At 65.1% G+C, this 20,072-nt stretch carries 19 protein-coding genes and 1 pseudogene; 6 read left to right on the top strand and 14 right to left on the bottom strand.

What is annotated here, in order from left to right; translation table 11 throughout:
- Window positions 1-49: 49 nt before the first annotated feature.
- The 4 genes from P6U30_RS22165 to cysS all read right to left on the bottom strand — a co-directional run bounded on the left by P6U30_RS22165 (window position 50) and on the right by cysS (window position 4,058).
- Entirely contained in the window at window positions 50-427 is a 378-nt protein-coding gene (locus P6U30_RS22165) for a VOC family protein (protein WP_407165035.1), read from the bottom strand.
- A 117-nt stretch (window positions 428-544) separates the two neighbouring features.
- Complete coding sequence (gene cimA, locus P6U30_RS22170; protein WP_407165036.1) at window positions 545-2,143, bottom strand: citramalate synthase; 1,599 nt, start codon at window positions 2,141-2,143, stop codon at window positions 545-547.
- Window positions 2,140-2,646: a GNAT family N-acetyltransferase gene (locus P6U30_RS22175; RefSeq protein WP_407165037.1), complete on the bottom strand. Its 507-nt coding sequence runs from the start codon at window positions 2,644-2,646 to the stop codon at window positions 2,140-2,142. Before P6U30_RS22175 ends, cimA begins: the two co-directional genes overlap by 4 nt.
- Window positions 2,643-4,058 (bottom strand): cysteine--tRNA ligase, encoded by a 1,416-nt coding sequence (cysS, locus tag P6U30_RS22180; protein ID WP_407165038.1) that lies wholly within the window; start codon window positions 4,056-4,058, stop codon window positions 2,643-2,645. Before cysS ends, P6U30_RS22175 begins: the two co-directional genes overlap by 4 nt.
- A gap of 296 nt (window positions 4,059-4,354) precedes the next feature.
- On the opposite strand from cysS, the gene P6U30_RS22185 reads away from it, so the two are divergent.
- Both P6U30_RS22185 and P6U30_RS22190 read left to right on the top strand, forming a co-directional pair.
- Entirely contained in the window at window positions 4,355-4,663 is a 309-nt protein-coding gene (locus P6U30_RS22185; RefSeq protein WP_407165039.1) for a hypothetical protein, read from the top strand.
- A 150-nt stretch (window positions 4,664-4,813) separates the two neighbouring features.
- Window positions 4,814-5,971, top strand: coding sequence for a DUF2865 domain-containing protein (locus tag P6U30_RS22190; protein ID WP_407165040.1), 1,158 nt, complete (start codon window positions 4,814-4,816; stop codon window positions 5,969-5,971).
- Window positions 5,972-6,037: 66 nt separating this feature from the next.
- Here P6U30_RS22190 and P6U30_RS22195 read toward each other — a convergent pair whose 3' ends face one another.
- From P6U30_RS22195 to P6U30_RS22205, 3 genes are read right to left on the bottom strand one after another with little or no spacing between them, the layout of a single operon-like run.
- Window positions 6,038-7,789, bottom strand: coding sequence for an NAD+ synthase (locus P6U30_RS22195; protein ID WP_407165041.1), 1,752 nt, complete (start codon window positions 7,787-7,789; stop codon window positions 6,038-6,040).
- A gap of 45 nt (window positions 7,790-7,834) precedes the next feature.
- Window positions 7,835-8,188 (bottom strand): diacylglycerol kinase, encoded by a 354-nt coding sequence (locus P6U30_RS22200; protein ID WP_407146931.1) that lies wholly within the window; start codon window positions 8,186-8,188, stop codon window positions 7,835-7,837.
- Window positions 8,189-8,203: 15 nt separating this feature from the next.
- The gene (locus tag P6U30_RS22205) at window positions 8,204-9,592 is read right to left on the bottom strand and encodes a class II 3-deoxy-7-phosphoheptulonate synthase (protein WP_407165042.1); all 1,389 of its coding nucleotides are present in this window, start codon (window positions 9,590-9,592) and stop codon (window positions 8,204-8,206) included.
- A gap of 152 nt (window positions 9,593-9,744) precedes the next feature.
- On the opposite strand from P6U30_RS22205, the pseudogene P6U30_RS22210 reads away from it, so the two are divergent.
- A pseudogene (locus P6U30_RS22210) lies at window positions 9,745-9,957 on the top strand (alpha/beta hydrolase); the annotation flags it as partial.
- A gap of 825 nt (window positions 9,958-10,782) precedes the next feature.
- Here P6U30_RS22210 and P6U30_RS22215 read toward each other — a convergent pair.
- The 7 genes from P6U30_RS22215 to P6U30_RS22245 form a co-directional block, all read right to left on the bottom strand.
- Window positions 10,783-11,022: a DUF2934 domain-containing protein gene (locus P6U30_RS22215; RefSeq protein WP_407165043.1), complete on the bottom strand. Its 240-nt coding sequence runs from the start codon at window positions 11,020-11,022 to the stop codon at window positions 10,783-10,785.
- A gap of 293 nt (window positions 11,023-11,315) precedes the next feature.
- Complete coding sequence (mddA, locus tag P6U30_RS22220; protein ID WP_407165044.1) at window positions 11,316-12,044, bottom strand: methanethiol S-methyltransferase; 729 nt, start codon at window positions 12,042-12,044, stop codon at window positions 11,316-11,318.
- Between the two features lie 229 nt (window positions 12,045-12,273).
- Window positions 12,274-13,359 carry an alpha/beta hydrolase family protein gene (locus P6U30_RS22225; protein WP_407165045.1) on the bottom strand — a complete coding sequence of 362 codons (1,086 nt, stop codon included), beginning with the start codon at window positions 13,357-13,359 and terminating at the stop codon, window positions 12,274-12,276.
- Window positions 13,360-13,385: 26 nt separating this feature from the next.
- Window positions 13,386-14,771, bottom strand: a complete 1,386-nt coding sequence (gor, locus tag P6U30_RS22230; RefSeq protein WP_407165046.1) for a glutathione-disulfide reductase — start codon at window positions 14,769-14,771, stop codon at window positions 13,386-13,388.
- A 175-nt stretch (window positions 14,772-14,946) separates the two neighbouring features.
- Window positions 14,947-15,483 carry a DUF2059 domain-containing protein gene (locus P6U30_RS22235; protein ID WP_407165047.1) on the bottom strand — a complete coding sequence of 179 codons (537 nt, stop codon included), beginning with the start codon at window positions 15,481-15,483 and terminating at the stop codon, window positions 14,947-14,949.
- Window positions 15,484-15,506: 23 nt separating this feature from the next.
- Window positions 15,507-16,205 (bottom strand): ribose-5-phosphate isomerase RpiA, encoded by a 699-nt coding sequence (rpiA, locus tag P6U30_RS22240; protein ID WP_407165048.1) that lies wholly within the window; start codon window positions 16,203-16,205, stop codon window positions 15,507-15,509.
- A 134-nt stretch (window positions 16,206-16,339) separates the two neighbouring features.
- Window positions 16,340-17,176 (bottom strand): SDR family NAD(P)-dependent oxidoreductase, encoded by an 837-nt coding sequence (locus P6U30_RS22245; RefSeq protein WP_407165049.1) that lies wholly within the window; start codon window positions 17,174-17,176, stop codon window positions 16,340-16,342.
- A gap of 73 nt (window positions 17,177-17,249) precedes the next feature.
- Here P6U30_RS22245 and P6U30_RS22250 point away from each other — a divergent pair, with 73 nt between their 5' ends.
- The 3 genes from P6U30_RS22250 (at window position 17,250) to moaA (ending at window position 19,881) form a co-directional block, all read left to right on the top strand.
- Window positions 17,250-17,930 (top strand): HAD-IA family hydrolase, encoded by a 681-nt coding sequence (locus P6U30_RS22250; RefSeq protein WP_407165050.1) that lies wholly within the window; start codon window positions 17,250-17,252, stop codon window positions 17,928-17,930.
- A 161-nt stretch (window positions 17,931-18,091) separates the two neighbouring features.
- A complete protein-coding gene (locus P6U30_RS22255) occupies window positions 18,092-18,592 on the top strand; it encodes a hypothetical protein (protein ID WP_407165051.1) in 501 nt (166 codons plus the stop codon).
- A gap of 254 nt (window positions 18,593-18,846) precedes the next feature.
- On the top strand, window positions 18,847-19,881 hold the full coding sequence (gene moaA / locus P6U30_RS22260) for a GTP 3',8-cyclase MoaA (protein WP_407165052.1): 1,035 nt from the start codon (window positions 18,847-18,849) through the stop codon (window positions 19,879-19,881).
- Window positions 19,882-20,072: the final 191 nt, after the last annotated feature.

Raw genomic sequence — 20,072 nt, forward strand, 5'->3', positions numbered from 1 at the left:
TCAGGACGACGGGTCGAGCAACTTCATGACATGTGGGAGTGCGGGAGCTCTACTCGCTCGGAAAGGTCACGGCCTCGATACGATTGCCGTCGGGATCGAGCACGAATGCTGCGTAGTAGCGGACGCGATCATGCGGGCGCAGGCCCGGCGCTCCGTCGGAACGGCCGCCAGCCGCAACCGCGGCGGCGTGGAATGCATCGACATCGGCGGCCGTCTTCGCGCGCAGGCAGATGTGCGTGCCGCTCTCGTGCGGCACCGGCGGCATTCCGGCGCGCAGATTGATCCAGAATTCCGGATAGGCCTTGCCGAATCCGATCGTCGCCGGCCGGGTGACCAGACGAGCCAAACCGAGCGCGGCGAGCGTCGGCTCATAGAACCGCGCTGCGCGTTCGAGATCGCGAACGCCGACGGAGATGTGATCGATCATGAATCCCTCCCTCCCGTCATTGCGAGGAGCGAAGCGACGAAGCAATCCATGCCACAGCGTGTGCGCAGGGATGGATTGCTTCGCTTCGCTCACAATGACGGCTGGCGCGCATCGGCCTCACGTCGGTGCGCCCGACTTCACCAGCTTGTAGACCAGCGAATCCATCAGTGCCTGAAAAGAGGCATCGATGATATTCGGCGAAACGCCGACCGTCGTCCAGTTGTCGCCGTTCTCGTCCTCGCTCTCGATGAGGACGCGGGTAACCGCCTCGGAGCCGCCATTGAGGATACGCACCCGATAGTCAATCAGCTTCAGGCCGTCGATGTACTTCTGGTACTTGCCGAGGTCCTTGCGCAGCGCGACGTCGAGTGCGTTGACCGGGCCGTTGCCTTCGGCGGCCGAGATCAGCCGTTCGCCGTCGACGTCGACTTTCACCACGGCGAGCGCCACCGTGACGCGCTGGCCGTTGGCGTTGTAGCGCTGCTCGACGTTGACGTCGAACTGCTCGACCTTGAAATATTCCGGCACCTTGCCAAGCGTGCGCCGCGCCAGCAGCTCGAACGAGGCGTTGGCGGATTCGTAGGCGAAGCCCGCCGCCTCGCGCTCCTTTAACTCTTCGACCAGTCGCGTCAGCCGCGGATCGCTCTTGTCGTAGGCGATGCCGGCGCGGTCGAGCTCGGCCATGACGTTGGAGCGGCCGGCCTGGTCCGACACCAGCACCTTGCGGTGATTGCCGACCGATTCCGGCAACACGTGCTCGTAGGTGTGCGGATCCTTCAGCACCGCGGAAGCATGGATGCCGGTCTTGGTGACGAAGGCGCTCTCGCCGACGTAGGCCGCATGACGGTTTGGCGCCCGGTTCAGCATATCGTCGAGCGTGCGCGACACCTTCATGAGCGTCGCCATCTTGTCCGCTGTGACGCCGATCTCGAACTTCTCGGCAAACTCTTGCTTCAACCGCAAGGTGGGGATCAGTGAGCACAGATTGGCGTTGCCGCAGCGCTCGCCGAGCCCGTTGAGCGTACCCTGGATCTGCCGCGCGCCGGCACGCACCGCGGCCAGCGAATTCGCCACCGCCTGCTCGGTGTCGTTATGGGCGTGGATGCCGAGATTGGCCCCCGGTACATGCTGGATGACATCGCCGACGATGGTCTCGACCTCGTGCGGCATCGTACCGCCATTGGTGTCGCACAGCACCACCCAGCGCGCGCCGGACTCGTAGGCCGCCTTCGCGCAGGCCAGCGCGTAGTCTCGGTTTTCCTTGTAGCCGTCGAAGAAGTGCTCGCAGTCGACCATCACCTCGCGGCCAAGCGCCCTGGCCGCGGCGACGCTGTCGCGGATCGAAGCGAGGTTCTCCTCGTTGGTGGTCTCGAGCGCGACCCTGACCTGGTAGGCGGAGGACTTTGCGACGAAGCAGATCGCATCCGCCTTGGCCTCGAGGATGCCGGCCAATCCCGGATCGTTGGAGGCCGAGCGGCCAGGCCGCCGCGTCATGCCGAACGCGGTAAAGCGCGCATGGTCGAAGGCGGGCTTCTTGCTGAAGAACTCGCTGTCAGTCGGGTTGGCACCGGGATAGCCGCCCTCGACATAGTCGATGCCGAGCTCATCCAGCATTTTGGCGATCACCTGCTTGTCCTGCAGGGTGAAGTCGACGCCGTTGGTTTGCGCGCCATCGCGCAGCGTGGTGTCGAACAGATAGAGGCGCTCGCGGCTCATGCGTGGCCTCCCGGGGTCGCAACACCGTCGAGCTTCTTCTGCATCGTGGTGTTGGCGAGCCATTCGCCATTGATGGTCACCGAATTGCGCTGCTGCGCGACGTAGCCGCGCTTGCGGAAGAACTCGAGCGCGGTGTCGCTGGCATCGACCGTCAGGGTCTTGGCGCCGCGCGCGCCCGCGATCTTCTCCAGCGCATCGCACAGCGCCGCGCCGACCCCCTGCCCCACCGCGCTTGGATGCACGTAGAGCATGTCGATTTGGTCGGTGCCCTTCAGCGAGGCGAAGCCGACCGGCGCGCCCTGCAGCGTTGCGATCAGCGTGAGCTGGCCGGCGAGCTTCTTGCCGAACGCCGCTTCATCCTCGGCTGCCTGCGCCCAGGCTTCCTGCTGCGCCTCGCTGTAGTCATCGCCAGTGAGGTCCGTGATCGACGCCGCAAAGATCGCAGCGAGGATCGGCGCATCTTCCGGCAGGAACGGACGCAATGCGGGGGTGGAACGGCTCATCGCGCGACCTCCCAGGTCGTCATTGGCTTTCCTTCGGCATCCTTGCCGTCCTTGATTGCCACGCCCATGGCGGCGAGCTGATCACGGATACGATCGGACTCCTTGAAGTCCTTCCGCGCACGGGCCGCGGTGCGCTCGGCAATCAACGCTTCGACCGCATCGGCGTCGACGCCGCTCGCCTGCTGCTTGCGGTTCTTCCATGCGGCCGCGCTCTCCGACAGGAAGCCAAGCAGCCGAAGCGAACCGGCGAACTCCTTGCGGGCCTGCTCGTCGGTTGACGCGGCGTGGCGCAGACCGTGCAGCACGGCCATCGCCTGCGCGGTGTTGAGGTCGTCATAGAGCGCCTCGATCATCGCCGGCGACGGCGGGCCGGACTCGGCGTCGGCCGCGACCGCGTACCAGTCGTCGAGCGTCTTCGCAGCCTCCTCCGCACTCTTCAGCGTCCAGTCGAGCGGCGATCGGTAATGCGTTCTCAGCATGCTGAGCCGCAGCACCTCGCCCGGCCAATCGGCCAGGAGATCGCGGATCGTGAAGAAGTTGCCGAGCGACTTCGACATCTTCTCGCTCTCGATCTGCAGAAAGCCGTTATGCATCCAGACATTGGCCATGCGGTCGGAATGGAAGGCGCAGCAAGTTTGCGCCAGCTCGTTTTCATGGTGCGGGAACACCAGGTCGATGCCGCCGCCGTGAATGTCGAACCTCTCGCCGAGATGCTTCCAGGCCATCGCCGAGCACTCGATGTGCCAGCCGGGCCGGCCCTCGACCTTGATGCCTGCGGGCGACGGCCAGGACGGCTCGCCCGGCTTCGACGGCTTCCACAGCACGAAGTCGGTGTTGTCGCGCTTGTAGGGCGCGACGTCGACCCGGGCGCCCGCGATCATCTCGTCGAGCGAGCGCTTCGACAGCGAGCCATAGCGCGGCAGCACCGAATTCGCCGCATTCATCGCCTGCGGCGAGAACAGCACGTGGTCTTCGGCGACATAGGCGAAGCCGCCGGCGACCAGCTTCTCGATGATCGCGCGCATCTCCGGGATGTGCTCGGTCGCGCGCGGCTGCACCGTCGGGGCCAAGCAGCCGAGCGCCGTGACGTCGTCCTGGTACTGCTGGTAGGTCTGCTCGGTGACCTTGCGGATCGCCTCGTTCAGGGGCACGCCGGGAAAGTCCCGCGCGGCGCGGACGTTGATCTTGTCGTCGACGTCGGTGATGTTGCGGACATAGGTCACGTGACCCACGCCATAGCGGTGGCGCAGCACGCGGAACAGCACGTCGAAGACAATAGCGGCGCGGCCGTTGCCGATATGGGCGAAGTCGTAGACCGTCGGTCCGCAGGCATACATGCGGACATTGTCGGCATCGAGCGGCACGAACAGCCGCTTCTCCCGGGTCAGCGTATCGTAGAGTCGCAATTCCATGGAAAACCCATCCCTTGCGGCCGGGCGGTCCAATGATCTCAGGGTGATTGAGAAAAGACGGCCTCAGCCAGCGAATCGCTAGCTAATAATCTCGCGGCAAATGCTGCAGATGGCGAGGTGGCCGTTCATGGTTCCACCATGTCTCATGGCCGCTTTGTGCCGTCAAGAGCCTGTTCTGGGATCGCTTGCACCTGTCCAGCAGCGAAAATCGCTGCAAGCCCTTCATGGTTAATCATTATTAAGGATTCGGGCGTATCCGGTGACGCAACGGAGTCCCTCCGGTTCCCCGGTGCACCATGCGGTTCATTTCAGCATTCATCGCCTGCGCGTCCCTGCTCAGTGCCTCGGCCGCGCTCGCCGACAGCCGTGTCTTCATCATCGCCAACCAGGCTGATGGCTACGGTGTTGACCAGTGCCTGGCGCGCGGTGACAAATGCGGCGCCTATGCCGCGCGCGCCTATTGCCAGTCACGCGATTTTGCACAGGCGACGAATTACCGCCGCGTCGAGCCCTCCGAGATCACCGCCGCGATTCCGGGCGCGGCCAGCGACAAATGCAGCGGGAATAGCTGCGGCGACTACGTCGCCATCACCTGCCAGCGCTGAATGCGGGCCAAGCGGCTGGTCAGGCCGGGCCTTTTGCCACATCGGTGCCCCGGAAACGACGTGACGCTGCCCCGAGAAAAGGCTATTGCAGGCCCGCCTTGGCCGCGCTTGGCGTTTGCTCGCCGCGCGGCGTCGTTCTAATGGCCGGATATGCCCAAGACCTCCGATCTTCGCTTCTCCCGATGGCTTTTGACCTGCGCCGTTCTTGCCGGCATTGCCCTGCCCGCCTCCGACGCTTTCGCGCAGGTGAACCCGGGCCCGCCCGGACCGGCTCCGCAACAGGCGCAAGCCAACCCGATGTGCGCGCGGCTCGAGGGACAATTGGCGACGATCGACCATGGTGGCGGCAGCGGTGATCCGGCCAGGGAAGAGCAGATCCGCCGCTATCAGGACGCGGCAACCAGGCAGCAGGGCGAGCTTGATCGCGTGACGGCGCAAGCCCGGCGCATGGGCTGCGACAGCTCCGGCTTCTTCTCGCTGTTTAACAACAACTCGGCGCAGTGCGGTCCGGTCAACAACCAGATCCAGCAGATGCGCGCCAATCTCGACCAGATGACCGCGAACCTCGAGCGGCTGCGGTCCGGCGGGCTCGGCGGCGCCGACCGCGAGAACCAGCGCCGCTCGGTGCTGACCGCGCTGGCGCAAAACAATTGCGGCCCGCAATATGCGGCGGCCGCCGCGCGAGGGCCGGGCAACTTCCTCGAGAACCTGTTCGGTGGCGGCGGCAACGCCAGCCCGGACCCGGAAATACCCCCGCCCGGTCCCGAATACGGCGCGCAGTCCGGCACCTATCGCACCGTCTGCGTGCGCACCTGCGATGGCGCTTATTTCCCGATCTCATTTGCGACCGTGCAGGCGCGCTTCGCCGACGACGAGCGCGTGTGCAAGGCGCAGTGCCCTGCTGCTGAAGCGAGCCTGTTCGCCTATCGCAATCCCGGCGAGGACATCAACCAGGCGGTGTCGATCAGCGGTCAGCCCTACACTTCGCTGCCGAACGCCTTCAAGTACCGCACCGAGTTCAACCCTTCCTGCTCCTGCAAAGCGGCCGGCCAGAGCTGGGCGGAGGCGCTGAAGGGCATCGACGACCGGGCCAGTGTCGAGCAGCAGGGCGACATCGTCGTCACCGAGGAGAGCGCGCGCAAGATGCAGTTGCGCGCCCAGCAGCAGGCGACGAAGTCCGGCAAGAAGGGGGCGCCGGCAGCGGCGCAGCAGCAGCCAGCAGCGGCGGACGCGACGGCTCCGGCGGCGCCGTCGAGCGACGGTCAGATCCGCACGGTCGGACCGACCTTCATTCCGCCGAAGCACTAGATTCTTGTTTTGACGCGTTTTCTTCACGCGAACCGGTAGCCACTTCGCTCGAAAACGCTCAATGACTCAGCCCTCGAACGCCTCCGCCGACGCACGGCTGGTGCGCGTCACGAGCTGCTCGTCCGGCGCGGGCCAGACCTTGCCGGGATCGCGGAAACGGTTGGTGATGGGATAGCGGCGGTCGCGGCCGAAATTCTTGGCGGTGACCTTGACGCCCGGCGCCGCCTGCCGGCGCTTGTACTCGGCGATATAGAGCAGGCGGTCGACGCGCGTCACCACATCGCGGTCGAAGCCGGCGGCGATGATGGTGGCCAGCGGCTCCTCGCGCTCGACCAGACGCTCGAGGATCGCGTCCAGCACGTCGTAAGGCGGCAGCGAATCCTGGTCGGTCTGGTTCTCGCGCAATTCCGCGCTCGGCGGGCGGGTGATGATGTTGATCGGGATCACCTCGCCCGACGGTCCGAGCGCACCGTCCGGCTTCCACGAATTGCGCAGAGACGACAGGCGGAACACCTCGGTCTTGTAGATGTCCTTGATCGGGTTGAAGCCGCCGTTCATGTCGCCATAGAGCGTGGCGTAGCCGACCGACATCTCCGACTTGTTGCCGGTGGTCACCACCATGGCGCCGGTCTTGTTGGAGATCGCCATCAACAGGGTGCCGCGGGCGCGCGCCTGCAGGTTCTCCTCGGTGATGTCGCGCTCCAGGCCGGCGAACGCCGGCGCCAGGATCTTCTCGAAGCCGTTCACGGCGTCGGCAATCGGCAGCACCTCGTAGCGGATGCCGAGCGCGGCCGCGAGCTTGGCGGCATCGTCGAGCGAGACCTGCGCGGTGTAACGGAACGGCAGCATCACGCCACGCACCATCTGGGTGCCGAGCGCATCCACCGCGATCGCGGCGCACAGCGCGGAATCGATGCCGCCGGAGATGCCGAGCAGCACGCCCGGAAAACCGTTCTTGCGGACATAGTCGCGCAGGCCGAGCACGCAGGCCGCGTAATCCGCCTTGTCGCCCTCGACAAGCTCGACGATCGGACCGTTGCAGCGCCAGCCGTCCGGCGTCTTGCGCCAAGACAATGTCGTGATGTTCTCCTCGAACGCCGGAAGCTGCGCCGCGAGCGAGAGGTCCGCGTTCAGCGCGAACGAGGCGCCGTCAAAGACCAATTCATCCTGACCGCCGATCTCGTTGAGATAGATCAGCGGCAACCCGCTCTCGGTGACACGCGCCACCACGATCGACAGCCGCAGATCGGTCTTGTCGCGGGCGTAGGGCGAACCGTTCGGCACGATCAGGATTTCGGCGCCGGTCTCGGCCAGGCACTCGACGACGTTCTCGTATTCCTCTGATTCCTCGAGCCAGATGTCCTCGCAGATCGGCACCCCGATCCGCACGCCGCGCACCGTTATCGGCCCCGAGGCCGGCCCGCGCGCGAACAGCCGCTTCTCGTCGAACACGCCGTAGTTCGGCAGGTTGGCCTTGAAGCGCAGTGCTGCGATACGGCCCTCGTCGAGCAGCGCGCAGGCATTGTAGAGCTTGCCGTCCTCGACCCAGGGCGTGCCGATCAGCATCGCCGGCCCGCCATCGGCGGTCTCACGCGCCAGCTCCTCGATCGCAAGCCGGCAGGCCGACTGGAACGCCGGTTTCAAGACCAGATCTTCCGGCGGATAGCCGGCGATGAACAGTTCCGAGAGCACCACCAGATCGGCGCCGTCGGCCTTCGCCCGCTCGCGCGCGGTGCGCGCCTTCGCGGTGTTCGCGGTGACGTCACCCACCGTCGGGTTGAGTTGCGCCAGGGTGATCTTGATCTGTTGTTCGCTCATATCCTTAAGTTGTCCTGCTCGAGGCCAAACTTCAATCTGCCCGGATTAGAACGCGCCCATGCGTTCGGCGAGGGCGAACAGCCAGAACAGCCCGGCCATGACCAGCGCGACGCCGACCGCGGCGGAGCCCATGTCCTTGACCCGCCCGATCTGCGGATCGTGATCCATGGTCAGGCGATCGGCGAGCTTCTCGATCGCGGTGTTGAGCAGCTCGATGACCAGCACCAGCACCACGGTCGCAACCAGCTCGACCCGACGCATCATCGTGGCGCCGACCAGCCAGGCCAGCGGCAGCGAGAGCGCCAGCGCCACCACCTCCTCGCGAATCGCCTGCTCCGAGCGAATCGCGAAGGCCAGCCCGTTGCGCGAGTTGATGGTGGCTCGCCAGAACCTCAGCAAGTCACAGCCCCCAAATCACAGCCCCGCGACGGCCGGCATCGGTTTGGTCTTGCCGGCGCGCTCCTGTTTCAACAGCTCGGCGATCAGGAAGGCCATGTCGATCGACTGTTCGGCGTTGAGGCGCGGATCGCAGACCGTGTGGTAGCGGTCGTTGAGATCCTCATCGGTGATGGCGCGCGCGCCGCCGATGCATTCAGTGACGTCCTGCCCGGTCATCTCCAGATGCACGCCGCCGGCATGCGTGCCCTCGGCGGCGTGGGCCTGGAAGAACGACTTCACCTCCGACAGCACGCGGTCGAACGGCCGGGTCTTGTAGCCTGATGTCGATGTGATGGTATTGCCATGCATCGGGTCGCACGACCACACCACCACGCGCCCTTCCCGCTGCACGGCGCGGATCAGGCCCGGCAGATGGTCACCGACCTTGTCGGCGCCGAACCGGTTGATCAGCGTCAACCGTCCCGGCTCGTTGTCCGGATTCAGCACATCGATCAGCTTCAGCAGCTCGTCCGGCTTCAGCGACGGACCGCATTTCAGGCCGATCGGGTTCTTGATGCCGCGGAAATACTCCACATGGCCATGATCGAGCTGGCGGGTGCGGTCGCCGATCCAGATCATGTGACCCGAGGTCGCGTACCAGTCGCCGGTCGTGGAATCGACCCGCGTCATCGCCTGCTCGTAGCCGAGCAACAGCGCCTCGTGGCTGGTGTAGAAGTCGGTGGCGCGCAGTTCGGGGTGGCTTTCGAGGTCGAGGCCGCAGGCACGCATGAAGTTCAGCGCGTCCGAGATGCGGTCGGCCAGCTCTTTGTAGCGGCGTGACTGCGGCGAATCCTTCAGGAAGCCGAGCATCCACTGATGCACGCTACCGAGATTGGCGAAGCCACCGGTCGCGAACGCGCGCAGCAGGTTCAGCGTCGCCGCCGACTGGCGATAGGCCATCAACTGCCGCTGCGGATCGGGAATTCGCGCTTCCGGCGTGAACGCGATGTCGTTGACGATGTCGCCGCGATAGCTCGGCAGCTCGACGCCGTTCTGCTTCTCGGTCGGCGACGAGCGCGGCTTGGCGAACTGGCCGGCGATGCGGCCGACCTTCACCACCGGCAGCGCGCCGGCATAGGTGAGCACGACCGCCATCTGCAGCAGCACGCGGAAGAAGTCGCGGATGTTGTTGGCGCCGTGCTCGGCAAAGCTCTCGGCGCAATCGCCGCCCTGTAGCAGGAAGGCTTCGCCCGCGGCGACCCGGCCCAGCGCCTTCTTCAGGTTGCGCGCCTCGCCGGCGAACACCAGCGGCGGAAAGGTCGCAAGCTGGGCCTCGACATCCGCCAATGCCTTGGCATCGGGATAATCGGGAACCTGCACGACCTTCTTGGCGCGCCAGCTATCGGGTGTCCACCGCTCGGACATGAGGTCAACTCCTGAGCAAAAACCGCAACTTAATCCACGATCGAGGAAAGGCCCGGGTTATACACAGGCTCCCCCACCCCCGCTAGAAGGATTCCTGCAACTCCGTCAAGCTCTTGCAGGAAAAGCTGAATTCGCATTTGGTAGAGCATACCATGAATGCTGGGGTAAATGCCGCAGGCGCGGCCGCGCTGGACGACGTTTTTAGCGACGACATCGTCGCGCCCGCTGTCGATGGCTACCCGCTTGCGGTGACGTTGTTCCTGCCGCGCGGCATCAGGCGGAATGCCGTCCTGAACTGGGCCGCGCTCGATGTCACCGCGGCGGTGACGTGGATGCGCGAGCGCTACCGCAATCTGCCATTCGCCGGAGGCATTCCGATGCGATATCTCGTGCTCGCCCTGCTGCTGGCGTCCACCCCAACAATGGCCTGCTCGTTTGATACGGATTGCCAGCCGGGCAGCCGCTGCCTGAAGACGTCCGGCAATATCTACGGGGTCTGCGTCGGCGGCCTGTCGCCCGGCAATGCCAACGATCAACAGCCGGCTTCCTCCTCGCCGCTCGATGTCAACGGCACCTATGGCAACACCTGCACGTTCGACACCGATTGCGGTCCCGGCAGCCATTGCATCAAGGACATTTCGATCCAGGGCGTCTGCATGAGATAGTTTTCCGGCGGCCTCGTTGGCATGACGGAATTGGCTTCCGATTCAATTTGTCAAATGCCCGACCACGCTGTCATCCCCCGCATGCGGGTGATCCAGTATTTCCGGAGACGTCAGGGCTTGAGCCATGAGGCCGCAGCTCGCTCCGCCGCGTCGTCCCGGCGGAGGCCGGGACCCATACGCCGCGGCTTGGGTTGTGAACGGGACTCGTCGTTCCAGACGGTGCATGACAACATGCATTCGGGGTTATGGGTCCCTGCTTTCGCAGGGACGACAGCGAGTGTTTGGAGCGCTCTGAGTCATACATCCGCGAGTCATACATCCGCGATCTCGCAACATGAATCGTCCGAGCTTTGCATCTCGTTCCGCCCTCTCTTTGTAGAGGGCGCAGGGATGAGGGGCTTGCGCTGTCGGGCAACTCAGTGATTGGCGCCAAGAGATCGCGCTGTCCGTGCCCCCGCCAGTACGCGGACTACTTACCCGCAAGACTTGGAACGGCAGCCCGAAGTACGCGCGGCGGCTGCAGCGTCAGCTCCGGTGCTGGACCGCCTTTCTTGGCTTGCCGGATTTTCTCCAACGCCCTGCTTGCGGGGCCTCCTTCTGGCGCTCGGTCACTTCGGGCGAGCCGTTCCCGTGGCCGGACCTCTGTGAGAGCAATTCCTTTTCGGCCTGATACCAGAGCACGTCCATTTTGCACCGAGGTTCGCCGGCAGCCTTCCAGAGTTCGTAGGCGCGGGTCCGGATCTCCTGCTCGGTTGGACCAGTCATGGATGGCCTCCCTCCTGAGAAATCGTTTGGAAATACAATCGTTGCTGCAACGACCGTAGCTTATCCCCCGCGCTTTGCGCCCCGAATACCCGGGGATCGCTGCGCGGCTCGTGCTACGTAAGTCCAACTTCCAGGCCGCCGCGAGGTTCCTCAGCCGCGCGGGTCCGCATCTGCCAAGGTCCCTTAAGGGATCGCAGCCAGCGGGACGCGTCAGCATAGCACACCCATGGAAGGTCTGTCGTAGCCCGTCAGCGCAGGACCAGTTGGTCTCGCAGGTCGACAGCGCGCCGGTCTCAGGTTCCTTTCGGCGGCATCGGAATGATCATCGACACACGCTGCTGGTACTCGACATAGGCTTCGCCGTGGAATTTCACGAGGTCGCGCTCCTCCAGCAAGATGCCGATCAGGATGTAGCCGGTCGTCGCGATTGCAAACAGCAGATGCCCGACCGTCATCGTCGGCGTGGACCAGAAGGCCAGCATAAAGCCCAGATAGATCGGATGGCGAACGAACCTGTAGAACAGCGGCGTCTTGAAGCTCGGTGACTCCGCCACCTTCCCTTGCGAATAGGCGTAGACCTGCTGAAGCCCGAAGAGATCAAAATGATTGATCAGGAACGTGCCGAGCAACACGATGCCCCACCCGATCCAGAAGATGGCTTGCAGGATCGCAACGCCGACCGGGGCGCTGACGGTCCAGACCTCGGAGGTCAGCGGACGCCATTGCCAGAATAACAGGATCAGGATGAGCGTGGCGAACAGCACGTATGTGCTGCGCTCGACATAAGCCGGCACAAATCCGGTCCACCATCGCTTGAAGCCCTGCCGGGCCATGACGCTGTGCTGGACCGCGAACAGACCGAGCAGCACGAGATCGACAACAAATGCTTCCGTGGTCGAGGCGGCTGCGCCGCCATGATCGATGGATTTGGGAACGACGATATTCCCGACGAAGCCGATCGCATACAGGAACGTCAACAGAAACAGGATGTAAGAAAGCACTCCATAAACCAGCGCGGCCATGAGTCCCTCCCGTGTCGCCGGGCAGCACCCTTGCGCACAACAAGTGCCGCATCGAGGCTGCACCGTCCGCATTGTATGACAACAGACCAGCCGGGCCAATCAGCTTGCCCGGAGTTGGGGGTAGCTCACACGGCTAGACGCCAATGGGTTCGGCCGGGCCGCCACGGATTTTCCCGGTCCCGAGGCCCTACTCCGCGTGGGCTGCTGGCCTGCGATGCCGCGTCCACGCTCAGTGCAGGTTCGCATTGAAGAAATCGCGCGCGAGGCTGATGGTCTCGGTATGGATGGCGTCCCGGTCGGTGCCATCGGGATCGCGGCATGCAGCCCTGATCAACAGACGGCCTGCCGCTGTACAGGAGTCGAAGAAGACGAAATGGCCCGCGTGCGGAAACTCTTTGAGCGCCGCATGCGGAATCGCCCGGCCCAGCGCTTCTGCGCCCGAGGCTGGCGGCGTGACTTCATCGGCGCTTCCCGTGACGATCGCAACCGGGATCGATATCGCGCCAAGGCTCTCTGGCGTAAAGGCCGGTCCTGGCCCCGGCGCCATGGCGAAGACGGCGCGGATACGCTGATCGCGATAGGAATTGCCGGCAAGGCTATAGCGGCGCCGGTAGTCGGGGTCAGAGCTGAGGCGCACCAGACTTTTCTCGCGCAGATCCGAGACGCCTCGTTGCGCTGTGCACAATGCGTCGGCCGCGGGTGAGCGGCAGAATGCCTGCGTCCGCGCTGGATCGGTGATGCCGCCTGCGATCGCAATCACAGTGTAGCCGCCAAGCGAATGCCCGGCGGCGCCGATCCGCGCCTGGTCGATCTGGTCGCCGAAAGTCCTGTCGGCGCGCATGGCGTCAATGATCGCGCTGAGATCGACGGCGCGCAGCCACATCAGCGCATAACCGTCGACCGTATAGTCTTCCGATCCATTGTTCCCGGGGTGATTGACCGCAACGGCAATGAATCCGTGTGCTGCGAGCCCCGCGCCCAGCCAGGCCAGATCCGACGCTGTGCCGCCGAAACCGTGGGACAGCAGCACCAGCGGACGCCGCGGTCCCGGCGCCGGCGCGGCGTCAGGCGCGGCACGGCCGGCACGGGCGAAGGGGATAAAGGGAGGCCCGACCGATTGCGGCTGCTCGCGCGCAGCGGCCACGGCCGGGTACCAGATCATGGCGCGGAGCGCATGAGTCCTGGCGCCGCGCCAATCGAAAGGCTCGGGCGGAATGAAATCGCGGCTGGCGATGCCAACCTTGAACACATCGTCGCCGGCGTGTGCGGCACCCGGCGCCGTGAGAAGGATCAGCCACAGCGCCAGTACCCTCATCGGGATAATGCCTCGGGTGAGTGTCTCTACTCCGCCGCCTGTCGGACGTGGCGCGCGGTGGGGCTGCGCATCGTCACCAGCTCTTCGGCGGCCGTCGGATGCAGCGCCATCGTGGCGTCGAAATCGGCCTTGGTCGCCTTCATCTTCACGGCGATCGCGACGACTTGCGTGATTTCGGCCGCACCATCGCCGACGATATGGCAGCCGAGCACGCGGTCGCTCATGCCGTCGACCACGAGCTTCATCAGCACGCGGGTGTCGCGCCCGGACATCGTCGCCTTGATCGGACGGAAATCGGTCTTGTAGATGTCGACGTGGCTGAACTGCGCCCGCGCCTCTTCTTCCGTGAGGCCGACGGTGCCGATCTCGGGCTGTGAGAACACCGCGGTCGGGATCGTCGCGTGATCGACATGCACGGGCCGCTTGCCGAACACGGTGTCGGCAAAGGCGTGCCCCTCGCGGATCGCGACCGGCGTCAAATTGGTACGGTGGGTGACGTCGCCGATCGCGTAGATGTTGTCGACCGAGGACTTGGACCAGCCGTCGACCTGGATGCCGCCGTTGGCCGGATTGATGGCGACGCCGGCCGTCTCGAGGCCGAGATTGGCGACGTTGGGGTGCCGGCCGATCGCGAACATCACCTGGTCGGAGGCGATGCTGGAGCCGCTGGAGAGATGCGTGGTGAACCCCTCACCGTGCTTGTCGACCTTCGTCACCGTGCAGCCGGTGATGATGGTGATGCCGCGCTTCTCCATCTCGGCCCGGGCATGCTTGCGCACGTCCTCGTCGAAGCCGCGCAGGATGTTGTCGCCGCGATAAATCACGGTGACGTCGGAGCCGAAGCCGGCGAAGATGCCGGCGAATTCCAGCGCGATATAGCCGCCGCCCTGGATCACGATGCGCTTTGGCAACTCCTTCAGGTGAAATGCCTCGTTGGAGGAAATCACGTGCTCGATGCCGGGAATCGCCGGGCCGTGATTGGGCGCGCCGCCGGTCGCGATCAGAACGTACTTCGCCGTGACCTGTTCGCCGGTCGCGAGCCTGAGGGTGTGGGCGTCTTCCAGCACCGCGCGGGTCTTCACCACCGTGGCGCCGGATTTCTCGACATTGGTGGTGTAGGCGCGCTCGAGGCGGGCGATCTCCTTGTCCTTGTTGGCGACCAGCGTCGCCCAATCGAAGGAGACCTGCCCGATGCTCCAGCCGAAACCGGCTGCGTCCTCGATCTCCTCGTGGACGTGGCTGCCGATCACGAAGAGCTTCTTCGGCACGCAGCCGCGGATCACGCAGGTGCCGCCCATCCGATACTCTTCGGCGACCATCACCCTGGCGCCATGGCCGGCCGCGATGCGGGCGGCACGAACCCCGCCCGAACCACCACCGATGACAAACAGGTCGACGTCGAAATCCGCCATGGTCAAATCTCAGTTTCAGCAACTCCGCCGGAAACCGGCTCGCACAACTCGCTCTCCTCATACTGAGGAGCCCGCGAAGCGGGCGTCTCCAAGGATCGAGGCCGCTGGTGGGGGCCTCATGGTTCGAGACGCACGCTCCGCTCCTCACCATGAGGAGCCCAATGGCACGGCGCGCTTAGATATCCTTGCCGCGCTTCTTCATCTCGGCCTTGAACTGAGCCGCGACGATCACGCCAAACTGCTGCGCCCATTGCTGCATATAGTTCAGCGAGTCCGTGATTGCCTTGGGCTCGGAGGTCAAAAGTTTCTGACCGAGCGGCGACTTGTAGAACGCCACGAGGTCCTTCAGCTCCTGCTCGGTGAACTCGCTGGCATAGATCTGCGCCATGCCCTCGCCGATCTCCTTCTCACGGCCGGCCATGTTCTTGGCGACGATGACCGCGACCTCGTCGAGATCCTTCTGGTAGTTGAGATATTGTTGCAGCAGACCGGTCTTGGTCTTCTCGACGATGCCCGGAACGGCACCCGCATACATGGTCGCCACGTTCTTGAGCGCCAGGATCTCCTTGGCGTAGGCGATCGCCGCGGGCGAGGACTGCTTGACCTTCGGCGGCGCGGGCTGCTGCTGCTGCTGCGCCATGGCCGGCGCCGAAGCCAGCGCCAATCCGACCGCAAGGGTCGCAGCCGACAAAAGTCCCGAGAAACGCTTCATTCCAAGTCTCCTTGCTTGCGGCGTCATCGCCGTTCAACAACCCGAATTCCCTGCGCGCCGGCCAGAACGACACCGCTCGCGAGCCCAATGAACAGACCATGCTCCACCACGCCCGGGATCACGCTGAGCAGACCGGCCAGGCGCGGCGGATCGCCGATCCGGCCAAGATGGGCGTCGACGATCCAGTGGCCGCCATCGGTGACGAAAACGTGACCGTCCTTGCCTTTGCGGATAACCATTTCGCCCGAGACGCCGGCCTTTGCGAAGGCGCGCACCATCGCCGCCCTGGTCGCGGCAAGCCCGAACGGAATCACCTCGACCGGCAAGGGAAAGCGGCCGAGCGCCTCGACCCACTTGCTGTCATCCGCAATCACGATCATGCGATCGCTGGCGGCCGCGACGATCTTCTCGCGCAGCAGCGCGCCGCCGCCGCCCTTGATCAGGTTGAAGGCGGGATCGATCTCGTCGGCGCCGTCGACGGTGAGGTCGAGATGATCGATGTCGTCCAGGGTGGCCAGCGGGACACCGCAGCGGATCGCGTCCGCGCGGGTTGCCTCCGAGGTCGGCACGCCGACGACGTTCAGGCCGGACCGCACCTTCTCGCCGAGTAGTTCGACGAAATGCTTGGCGGTGGAGCCCGTGCCGAGCCCGAGCTTCATGCCGTCGCGCACCTCATCGAGCGCGCGCGCCGCCGCCTGGCGTTTCAGTGCGTCCATATCCACGTGCCGAAGCCCCTCTATTCTGCGCCTTGCCGGCGGGCATGCCATCCGCCCCATCCGGCGGGCGCATATCTAGCGTCGTTTTGTGGGGAGGAATAGCACCATCAACGGTCCGTCAGACCTATTGCCGAGACCGGCTATTGCCCGGAAAACGCATCGATTGCGGCCAGAATCGTCGCAAAACGGCCTTCGACCTCGGCCCGCATGCCGGGATGGGTGAAAATGTAGAGCCGATCCTCGCGGATCGCGGAAAGAACTCGCGCCGCCACCACCGCAGGATCGAGCCCGGCCTCCAGCCGCTGCGCGATCTCCGCGACCATCGCGGCCGACGGCCCGGCGGGATCGAGCTCGGGAGTCGGTCCGTATCGCTCGGGGCGGTTGCGCCCGCTCTCGCCGATCCGGGTGCGCACATAGCTTGGGCAGAGCACGCTGACGCCGATGCCATCAGGCGCGAGCTGCCAGGCGAGCCCCTCCGACATGCTGACGACTGCGAACTTGCTCGCCGAGTACGGGCTGAAGCCGAGCCCGGCATTCATCCCGCCCATCGATGCGGTGTTGACGATATGGCCGCCTTCGCCGTGCCGGCGGATATGCGGCAGGAAGCTTTTGATGCCGTGCACGACGCCCATCAGGTTGACGTCGATCACCCAGCGCCAGCTCTCGATCGAAATCTGCTCGATGCCGCCGCCGGCGGCGACGCCAGCATTGTTGCAGAGAACATGGACATTGCCGAAGGCGCGGAACGCAGCGTCGGCTGCGTCATCCATGCTGACGGGATCGGCGACATCACAGACGACACCACGGACCTCCGCTCCGGAGGCGCGCAGCGCCTCGACGGCACGGTCCAGCGGCGCCGATTCGATGTCGGCGAGCATCACTTTCATGCCTTCGCCGGCAAAGGCCGTCGCCAACGCCAATCCGATGCCGCTGGCCGCACCCGTGATAAATGCGGTCTTTCCAGCAAGTTGCCGCATCGCCGCCTCCCTTTTGCGACGTCCCAGCATCTACTCTTGCATCACGGCGCGCCGCCCGATAGCCAAATGCATCATGCCCGCCTCATCTCCCCCCATCATTGTCTTCGATCTCGACGGGACACTGGTCGAGACCGCTCCCGACTTGATCGGCGCACTCAACTACGTGCTCGACCGAGAGGGCCTGCGGCCGGTGCCGTTCGCCTCCGCGCGCAACATGATCGGCGCCGGCGCGCGCAAGCTGATCGAACGCGGGCTGGAGGTGGAGGGACGCGCCGTCACCACGGCCGAGCTCAACCGCCTGACGACGGACTTCGTCGATTACTATGCTGAGCATATCGCCGACGGCTCGCGGCCGTTTGACGGGCTGGAAGCCGCGCTCGACAGGCTCGACGCGCAGGGCCATCGGCTCGCGGTTTGCACCAACAAGCTCGAATGGCTGTCGAAACTGCTGCTCGACCGGCTCGGCCTGAGCCCGCGCTTTGCCGCGATTTGCGGCGCCGACACGTTCGGCGTGGCAAAACCGGACCCCATGTTCCTGCGCGAGACCGTCGCGCGCGCCGGCGGCCAGCTCCCGGGAGCCATCATGGTCGGTGATGCCGGGACCGATGTCGGGGTGGCGCGGCGCGCCCAGGTCCCGGTCATCGGGGTCGATTTCGGCTATACCGACGTACCGATGGCGGAGCTCAAGCCGGACCGGCTGATCAGCCATATGCGCGACCTGCCGGACGCCGTCGCCAGCCTGACGAGGCCATAAGATATCTCCAAGCACTTGATATTGCTTGGCGATATCAAGCTATGCGAATTTTTCGTTAACCATCCTTTAAGGAACAGGGCCCCCGCTGTTGCGCCTCTGTTCCGGCGCCCCTATGGTCCGGCCGGGGATTGTGGCTGATAGCCGCAGTAGAGTGTGGAATCATGCGTCGTATCATCGCGATTGCGGTCGCCGGGCTGAGCCTGGCCGGCTGCTCCTCCTTTTCATTGGATTCGTTCAAGTCGGCCCCGCCGCCGATGCAGGTCCAGCTCGATTCCGCGCCGCAGGGCGCGGATGCGGTGACCTCGCTCGGGCCGGGCTGCAAGACGCCGTGCTCGGTGTCGGTGCCGACGCCGGAAACGAACTTCTCCGTCACTTTCAATCTGCCGAAATACCAGCCGGAGACGGTGCCTGTGACAGTGACCCATACGCCGGGTGACTTCACCACGCCGGCCACGACCGCGCTCGATCCGAGCCCGGTGTTCGCGGAGCTGAAGCCGGCCGGCCCGCCGCCGCGCAAAACGCATCCGAAGCACAGGAAACCGAAGCCGGCCGCCGCCGCAGCGGCGCCCGCCCCGGCCGCCGCCGGCTCACCGTTCCCCGATCCGAACGCGGCGCCGGCCGCCACGGCCTCGGCTCCAGCCGCCGCAGCGCCGACCCACTGAACCAGGATCGCACTGCAAAAGGCCGGCTCTGGCGACAGAGCCGGGCCTTTTGCGCTAGCGGTGCTGCGATCGAGATCCGGCATCGAGCGATGTCCTGCGCCTATCGTACGCGAGCCGCTTTGCATGCTGCGGATCATCGCTTGGATCATCCGTAGGGACGCATTGTGACGGCGCGCCAACATGCATAGATTGCGGGAAGCGGAGCCCGTCGTCGCGGCTCCGGTGTGGGGAACAAGGTGCAGGGCCTGAGTTGAATGAACGGATCCACGGAGCCCCTTTCTGACACGCTGTCCCGTCCGATGACCGATCCGTTCGGGCGGACGATCCGCTACTTGCGCGTCTCCGTGACCGATCGCTGCGATCTGCGCTGCTTCTACTGCATGTCCGAGGACATGACCTTCCTGCCGAAGGCCGACCTCCTGACCTTGGAAGAGCTCGACCGGCTGTGCTCGGCGTTCGTCGCCAAGGGCGTGCGCAAGATCCGCCTCACCGGCGGCGAGCCGTTGGTCCGCCGCAACGTGATGAGCCTGGTGCGCTCGCTGTCGCGCCACCTGTCGACCGGGGCGCTCGACGAGCTGACGCTGACCACCAACGGCTCGCAGCTCGCACGCTTCGCCGGGGAACTCGCCGATTGCGGCGTCCGCCGCGTCAACGTCTCGCTCGACACGCTCGATGCCGCCAAGTTCCGCGCGATTACCCGCTGGGGTGACATCGACAAGGTGCTGGCCGGTATCGAGGCCGCGCGATCAGCAGGGCTCGCGGTCAAGATCAACGCGGTCGCGCTGAAGAACATGAACGAGGACGAGATCCCCTCCCTGATGGAATGGGCGCACGGCAAGGGGATGGGGCTGACCCTGATCGAGGTGATGCCGATGGGCGACATCGGTGAAGGCCGCATCGATCAGTATGTGCCGCTGTCGCTGCTCCGCGCCCGGCTCGAGACGCACTACACGCTGACCGATCTCGACGACAACACCGGCGGCCCTGCCCGCTACGTCCGCGTCGCCGAGACCGGCGGCAAGCTCGGCTTCATCACGCCGATGACCCATAATTTCTGCGAATCCTGCAACCGGGTGCGGATCACCTGCACCGGCACGCTGCACACCTGCCTCGGCCACGAGGACGCATCCGATCTGCGCCGGCCGCTGCGCGCCTCGCCCGACAATGACCTGCTCGCGGCCGCGATCGACCGCGCCATCGGACTGAAGCCGAAGGGGCATGATTTCATCATCGACCGCCGCCACAACCGCCCGAGCGTCAGCCGGCATATGAGCGTGACCGGCGGCTAGCGCCCCGCCCCCTCCGACGCCCGTCCCGCCGTCATCCGATTTGCCAAGGCGGGACAACGGTTTGTCCGCGCGTCAATTTGCCCATTTTCCGATTGACGGAGTTCGGCGGCGCTGATTTGGTGCGCCGGCCTTCACGCTAGCCTGGCCGGATAGGCCGCTGCCCTATCAGGTGCAGCCAAGAATGGCGGGAG

The sequence above is a fragment of the Bradyrhizobium sp. ORS 111 genome (genome assembly GCF_045571485.1).
Classification (GTDB): domain Bacteria; phylum Pseudomonadota; class Alphaproteobacteria; order Rhizobiales; family Xanthobacteraceae; genus Bradyrhizobium.

What these genes read in the sequence shown, in the direction of transcription:
- P6U30_RS22165 (WP_407165035.1), bottom strand. Translation starts at nt 427, where the DNA reads ATGATCGATCACATCTCCGTCGGCGTTCGCGATCTCGAACGCGCAGCG.
- cimA (WP_407165036.1), bottom strand. Translation starts at nt 2,143, where the DNA reads ATGAGCCGCGAGCGCCTCTATCTGTTCGACACCACGCTGCGCGATGGC.
- P6U30_RS22175 (WP_407165037.1), bottom strand. Translation starts at nt 2,646, where the DNA reads ATGAGCCGTTCCACCCCCGCATTGCGTCCGTTCCTGCCGGAAGATGCG.
- cysS (WP_407165038.1), bottom strand. Translation starts at nt 4,058, where the DNA reads ATGGAATTGCGACTCTACGATACGCTGACCCGGGAGAAGCGGCTGTTC.
- P6U30_RS22185 (WP_407165039.1), top strand. Translation starts at nt 4,355, where the DNA reads ATGCGGTTCATTTCAGCATTCATCGCCTGCGCGTCCCTGCTCAGTGCC.
- P6U30_RS22190 (WP_407165040.1), top strand. Translation starts at nt 4,814, where the DNA reads ATGCCCAAGACCTCCGATCTTCGCTTCTCCCGATGGCTTTTGACCTGC.
- P6U30_RS22195 (WP_407165041.1), bottom strand. Translation starts at nt 7,789, where the DNA reads ATGAGCGAACAACAGATCAAGATCACCCTGGCGCAACTCAACCCGACG.
- P6U30_RS22205 (WP_407165042.1), bottom strand. Translation starts at nt 9,592, where the DNA reads ATGTCCGAGCGGTGGACACCCGATAGCTGGCGCGCCAAGAAGGTCGTG.
- P6U30_RS22215 (WP_407165043.1), bottom strand. Translation starts at nt 11,022, where the DNA reads ATGACTGGTCCAACCGAGCAGGAGATCCGGACCCGCGCCTACGAACTC.
- mddA (WP_407165044.1), bottom strand. Translation starts at nt 12,044, where the DNA reads ATGGCCGCGCTGGTTTATGGAGTGCTTTCTTACATCCTGTTTCTGTTG.
- P6U30_RS22225 (WP_407165045.1), bottom strand. Translation starts at nt 13,359, where the DNA reads ATGAGGGTACTGGCGCTGTGGCTGATCCTTCTCACGGCGCCGGGTGCC.
- gor (WP_407165046.1), bottom strand. Translation starts at nt 14,771, where the DNA reads ATGGCGGATTTCGACGTCGACCTGTTTGTCATCGGTGGTGGTTCGGGC.
- P6U30_RS22235 (WP_407165047.1), bottom strand. Translation starts at nt 15,483, where the DNA reads ATGAAGCGTTTCTCGGGACTTTTGTCGGCTGCGACCCTTGCGGTCGGA.
- P6U30_RS22245 (WP_407165049.1), bottom strand. Translation starts at nt 17,176, where the DNA reads ATGCGGCAACTTGCTGGAAAGACCGCATTTATCACGGGTGCGGCCAGC.
- P6U30_RS22250 (WP_407165050.1), top strand. Translation starts at nt 17,250, where the DNA reads ATGCCCGCCTCATCTCCCCCCATCATTGTCTTCGATCTCGACGGGACA.
- P6U30_RS22255 (WP_407165051.1), top strand. Translation starts at nt 18,092, where the DNA reads ATGCGTCGTATCATCGCGATTGCGGTCGCCGGGCTGAGCCTGGCCGGC.
- moaA (WP_407165052.1), top strand. Translation starts at nt 18,847, where the DNA reads ATGAACGGATCCACGGAGCCCCTTTCTGACACGCTGTCCCGTCCGATG.